Here is a 4,571-nt window from a genome sequence, read left to right as displayed (position 1 = left end):
CTGACGAGGAAATTAGAATGATCGAAAACAGGTTGAATAACCGACCCCGCAAACGATTGGGATTCAAGACGCCCGCAGAGGTGTTTCATCAATCGTTATCCCGTGTTGCACTTCGTGCTTGAAACCGCCTTAGTTAAAAATTAAGCAGTTAAATTTTTATGTTAAAAATGCCAAAAGTCACACAATTGTTACACATGGTTTTTAAGCTCGCGCAGGCTTTTGATTTCATTGGGTTTTTTCCTTGTGTAATTATTGAGTGGGAGCGAAGCCAGTCGAGGCGCTAGTCGGACTTAATCAAGTTGCCTAAAGTATGAAATTTCAGATTGCTTCTCTGTTGCTGGCTAGCTTCTGCGCTGGTAGTTCATTGGCACAGCCTACGCGGGAAGATTTAGCTTTCGCCCAAAAAGTACCGATTGCCGACCTGCACATGCACGTATACGGGCGAGGGGGCTCTCAGCCAGCGGTATTGCTCCCGGCCATTAAAAGAAATAATGTGCGGTGGGCTGGCGGGGTAGGAAACTACCTTGATGAAATGGCGGCAAAGCTCGGGGAAAACTATATCGGCACCGCTGGGCAGCTGGAATATTTTTTGATATTTAGAGATTACGGCCCCAGTGGACTGATAGATCCTGAAAACCCGCTATTACTGAAACTACTGGAAAAAGCTCTGATTGGCTTCGAAAAAGGCACAGTAAAAGGTTTTGGCGAGATGCACACCGATAACCATAACGACCTTGGCAGCAAAATCGCACGTGCCATCAGGGCAGACAATCCTGCGATGCGCAAAATGTTCCAGCTTGCGAGTAGATACGACGGGTTTGTTCAAATCCATGTGGAGTCCAGTCCTCAGGCCTTAGAGGATATTTTGAGATTGGCATTGGATTTTCCGAGAGTGAACATTGTTCTTTCTCATTGCATGCCGCGCAGCACGCCGGTACAGCTGGCGGAACTTTTTGCAAATCGCCCCAATATTTACTGCGAGCTCTCCGCTACGGGCCCGGTACACGACGTGAATGGCAAAGGCGGCAGGGTATTTACCAGGGATGGTATCGAGCCCCGGTGGAAATCGCTCATCGTGCGGTTTCCTGATCGATTCCTGCTCGGTACCGACCCGTGCTGCGGACTGGAAAACAGATACGACGAGATGGTCAACGAATTGAGAAACCACTTTCTTCCGGCTCTCCCTGTCGATTTGCAGGAAAAAATTGCCTTCAAGAACGCCGTTCAATTATTCCGGCTGAAAGAGTGACGTCAGACACCCACTTTATGTCCCTCGCCCTGGCGCAAGCGCGCGAGGCGGAGCTTGCCGGCGAGGTGCCGGTGGGGGCGGTGGTGGTGAAAGACGGCGAGGTCATTGCCTCGAGCAGAAACCGCACCCGGGAATGGAATGACCCAACCGCCCATGCCGAGGTAATTGCGTTGCGCGGGGCGGCGCAGCGTTTAGGCAACCACCGGCTGGACGGCGCGGAGTTGTTTGTGACTCTGGAGCCTTGCCCCATGTGCAGCGGCGCCATTTTTCATAGCCGCTTGGCTCGCGTGGTGTTCGGCGCGCACGATCCCAAAACCGGCTGCGCTGGCTCTGTGATTGATTTGTTCGGGATGCGGCAACTCAACCACCATACCCATGTGACGGGCGGTGTCATGAGGCAGGAGTGCTCTGCACTTTTGCAGGATTTTTTTCAGGCCAGCCGCGCGCATCAAGCCGCGCAGGCGCAACCGCTGCGGCAGGACGCGCTGCGAACCCCTGAAATCGCTTTTGCGGCTTACGCAGAGTTGCTTCAGCATGGCTTGTTTACCTACGACCGTGAGGGCTTTCGGGTTCACTGCATCGACCGGTCCACCGCATTTGCGGACAAAACCATTCTGTGTATCCACGATTTGCCGTATTGGTCGCATCAGTTTTTGCCATTGATGGAGCCCCTGTTGGCGGCGGGCTTCAGGGTGGTGGCGCCAGATTTGCCAGGCTGCGGCCTGAGCGACAAGCCGAAAAAGAAGAGCTGGCACAGCGCCAGCGCGCAGGCGCAGAGTGTTCTGGATGTCTGCAACAGCCTCAACGTCGTGCCCAGCCATGTCTTGGCCTTGGGTGCTGCGTCTGCTGTTGCACAGATTGTGTGTGCTGATGTGGTCGGATGGGATGTGCATTCGGTGCACATGCAGGTTGCGCCACAGCCGGATGCTAAGCAAACCCAAGCCCGGCCATCAGGGGCTGTGGACGCAGCGGTTTGGAATGGCAGGCGCATGGAATTTCTGGCGGGTCTGAGCGCGCAAACCCAAGAAGCTTTGGCTGCGCCGTTCCCTGATGCGGGGTTTGCGGCGGTGTTGGATGGCTTGGCGCATCCCTCGTTTTCTCAGCGGCCGCCCGCTACGCTGCAGGTAGCAGGGACGCAGACGATTGAGATGGATGCAGTGCTGATTGAGCGGCTGATAGCCGAACTGCTGCGCCGATAATCAGCGGGTGAACAAATCTGTCTATATCTATTCCCCGTCCGGCGCGGTGCGTGACAAGGCTGCCTTCAAGCGCGGCGTGCGGCGCCTGAAAGATCTGGGCTATGAAGTTTCTGTGGACCAGGATGCTTTGGCGAGCAGCACCCGTTTTGCAGGAACTGACGAAGCCCGTTTGGCTGCAATTTCAAGGGCCGCCGCCAGTGGCGCAGATGTTGCCCTTATCAGCCGCGGCGGCTACGGGCTGACCCGGATTTTGGACCGCATTCCCTATGCGGAAGTCGCGCGCGCTATCGCCAGCGGCACTCGGTTTGTGGGGATCAGCGACTTCACAGCCTTCCAGGCGGCGCTCTACGCTAGCACCGGCCATACCTCGTGGGCTGGACCGGCGCTGTGCGAGGGCTTTGGCGTGGAGGGCGTTCCGGACGACATCATGGAAGACTGCTTCAACGATCTGGTGGTGGGGCAGGGGGAGGGCACTGGCTGGCGGCAGGACAAGAACGGTGAAGACAAGTTCGGAGCTTTGGGTTCGGCAGAGGGCGCCTTGGCTTCTGATGCGGTTGTCTGGGGCGGCAATCTATCCGTTTTGACCAGCCTTATGGGCACGCCTTATTTTCCGGCGATTGAGGGCGGCATTCTGTTTTTGGAAGACATTTCCGAACACCCTTACCGAATCGAACGCATGTTGACCCATTTACTGTGGGCCGGTGTGCTGCAGCGGCAGCAGGCGGTGTTGTTGGGGCAATTCACCGGATACCAACTTAGCAGTCACGACCGCGGCTTCAAGATGGCCAGCGTGGTGGAGTGGCTGCGCAGCAAGGTCAACGTGCCGATTTTGACTAACTTGCCCTATGGCCACATTCAAACCAAGGTGCTGTTACCCTTTGGCGCGAAAGCCGACCTCGCGGTCAGCGGCAAAGACGCCATGCTCTTTTGGGGCGACTAAGCCTCTATGGGCGTTCAATCCACAGTCGTTTTTACTGATCTGCATGGCAGCACAGCTGCGTATGGCGCCATGGGCAATGCGGCAGCGGCAGAGGCCATCACCAGGGTTACCTCGTGGATTGGCGGCTTGAGTGCTGCATTTGGCGGGCGGCTTGTCAAGAAGCTGGGTGATGGCGTGATGGTGGTTTTCGCCGACGGCGCCCGCGCGGTGGATTACGTGATGGATGTTCAGCGCCGCCACGCTGTAGCGATGCAGCGCGATCCGTGGGAGCTAAGGCTTCCGATTCGCGTAGGTGTAGCAAGCGGCGAAGTGGAGGTGCGCGAGGGTGACTGTTACGGCGACGCGGTGAACGTGGCGTCCCGTTTGTGCGACCTCTGCGGTCCGGGGCAGATCTGGATTACTTCTGCAGTCATTGATATGTTGCCAGAGACCCTCCGGCGAGGTAGCAGGGCTCTCGGGCCCATTTTCATACGCGGCCGCGGCGAGCCGTGCGACGTCTTTCAGCTCGAATGGAGCGAGGAAGAACCTTCAGAGTTTCTGACCATGCAGGCTCCATCGGGCGTCAACCCGGCTGCCTTGAGAGATGCGCTGGGTAAAGAGGTTGTGCTCCAGTGGCAGGAGTCCGTTCGGTGCTTCCAGTCGTATGACTTGCCAGCCCATGTCGGTCGGATTAAGACTTCGGATTTTGTGGTGGCCGATCCGAGAGTGTCGCGTACGCACGCGCAGCTGGAGTGGCGCAATGGTGCAGTGGTTCTGGTGGACTTGAGTTCCTATGGAACCTGGGTGCGATTTTCCGACGGTGGGGACGGTGATGTCTTGCTGCGCAGAGAAGAGTGTCTGTTACACGGCGCTGGCCTGTTAGCGCTGGGCGCGCCACTTACCGACCCGAGCGCCCCGAGGGTGGAGTTCGAAGTTCGCTGAGATGTTGGCGCATATTTGAATTAACATAATACACATCGTATGCTCCCAACATCGATGCCATGACCCATGACTACCAAGCGCCCGTAACACGTCTTCCACGCAGGAATGCAGCGATGATCTGCTCGGACTCCAACTTGCCGGCCTGACGGGCGAAATCCGTTGCGCTCAGGTCCTTGTCGTTTTTCAGCGTAGGGTCAGCGCCGGCTTCCAGCAGCAACTTGACGCCCGATGCGTTGCCATACATCGCAGCCATCATTAAAGG

Annotated in this window: 4 protein-coding genes and 2 pseudogenes; 5 read left to right on the top strand and 1 reads right to left on the bottom strand. The window is 56.8% G+C overall.

Going from position 1 to position 4,571, the window contains the following annotated elements:
* The 5 genes and pseudogenes from Q0O05_RS11420 to Q0O05_RS11400 all read left to right on the top strand — a co-directional run.
* A pseudogene (locus Q0O05_RS11420) lies at window positions 1-122 on the top strand (IS30 family transposase); the annotation flags it as partial.
* A gap of 188 nt (window positions 123-310) precedes the next feature.
* Window positions 311-1,249: an amidohydrolase family protein gene (locus Q0O05_RS11415; protein WP_293663142.1), complete on the top strand. Its 939-nt coding sequence runs from the start codon at window positions 311-313 to the stop codon at window positions 1,247-1,249.
* Window positions 1,246-2,448, top strand: a complete 1,203-nt coding sequence (tadA, locus tag Q0O05_RS11410) for a tRNA adenosine(34) deaminase TadA (protein WP_293663141.1) — start codon at window positions 1,246-1,248, stop codon at window positions 2,446-2,448. Before Q0O05_RS11415 ends, tadA begins: the two co-directional genes overlap by 4 nt.
* Before the next feature lie 7 nt (window positions 2,449-2,455).
* Complete coding sequence (locus Q0O05_RS11405; protein WP_293663140.1) at window positions 2,456-3,388, top strand: LD-carboxypeptidase; 933 nt, start codon at window positions 2,456-2,458, stop codon at window positions 3,386-3,388.
* Between the two features lie 6 nt (window positions 3,389-3,394).
* Entirely contained in the window at window positions 3,395-4,309 is a 915-nt protein-coding gene (locus tag Q0O05_RS11400; protein ID WP_293663138.1) for an adenylate/guanylate cyclase domain-containing protein, read from the top strand.
* A gap of 70 nt (window positions 4,310-4,379) precedes the next feature.
* On the opposite strand, the pseudogene Q0O05_RS11395 reads toward Q0O05_RS11400, so the two are convergent.
* Window positions 4,380-4,571 (bottom strand): annotated as a pseudogene (locus Q0O05_RS11395) (hypothetical protein); the annotation flags it as partial.

The sequence above is a fragment of the Rhodoferax sp. OV413 genome (assembly GCF_945881795.1).
In the GTDB taxonomy this organism is placed as follows: Bacteria; Pseudomonadota; Gammaproteobacteria; order Burkholderiales; family Burkholderiaceae_C; genus Allorhodoferax.
The sequence above is the reverse complement of the archived record's forward strand: the minus strand, read 5'-3'. Positions and strand labels throughout refer to the sequence as shown.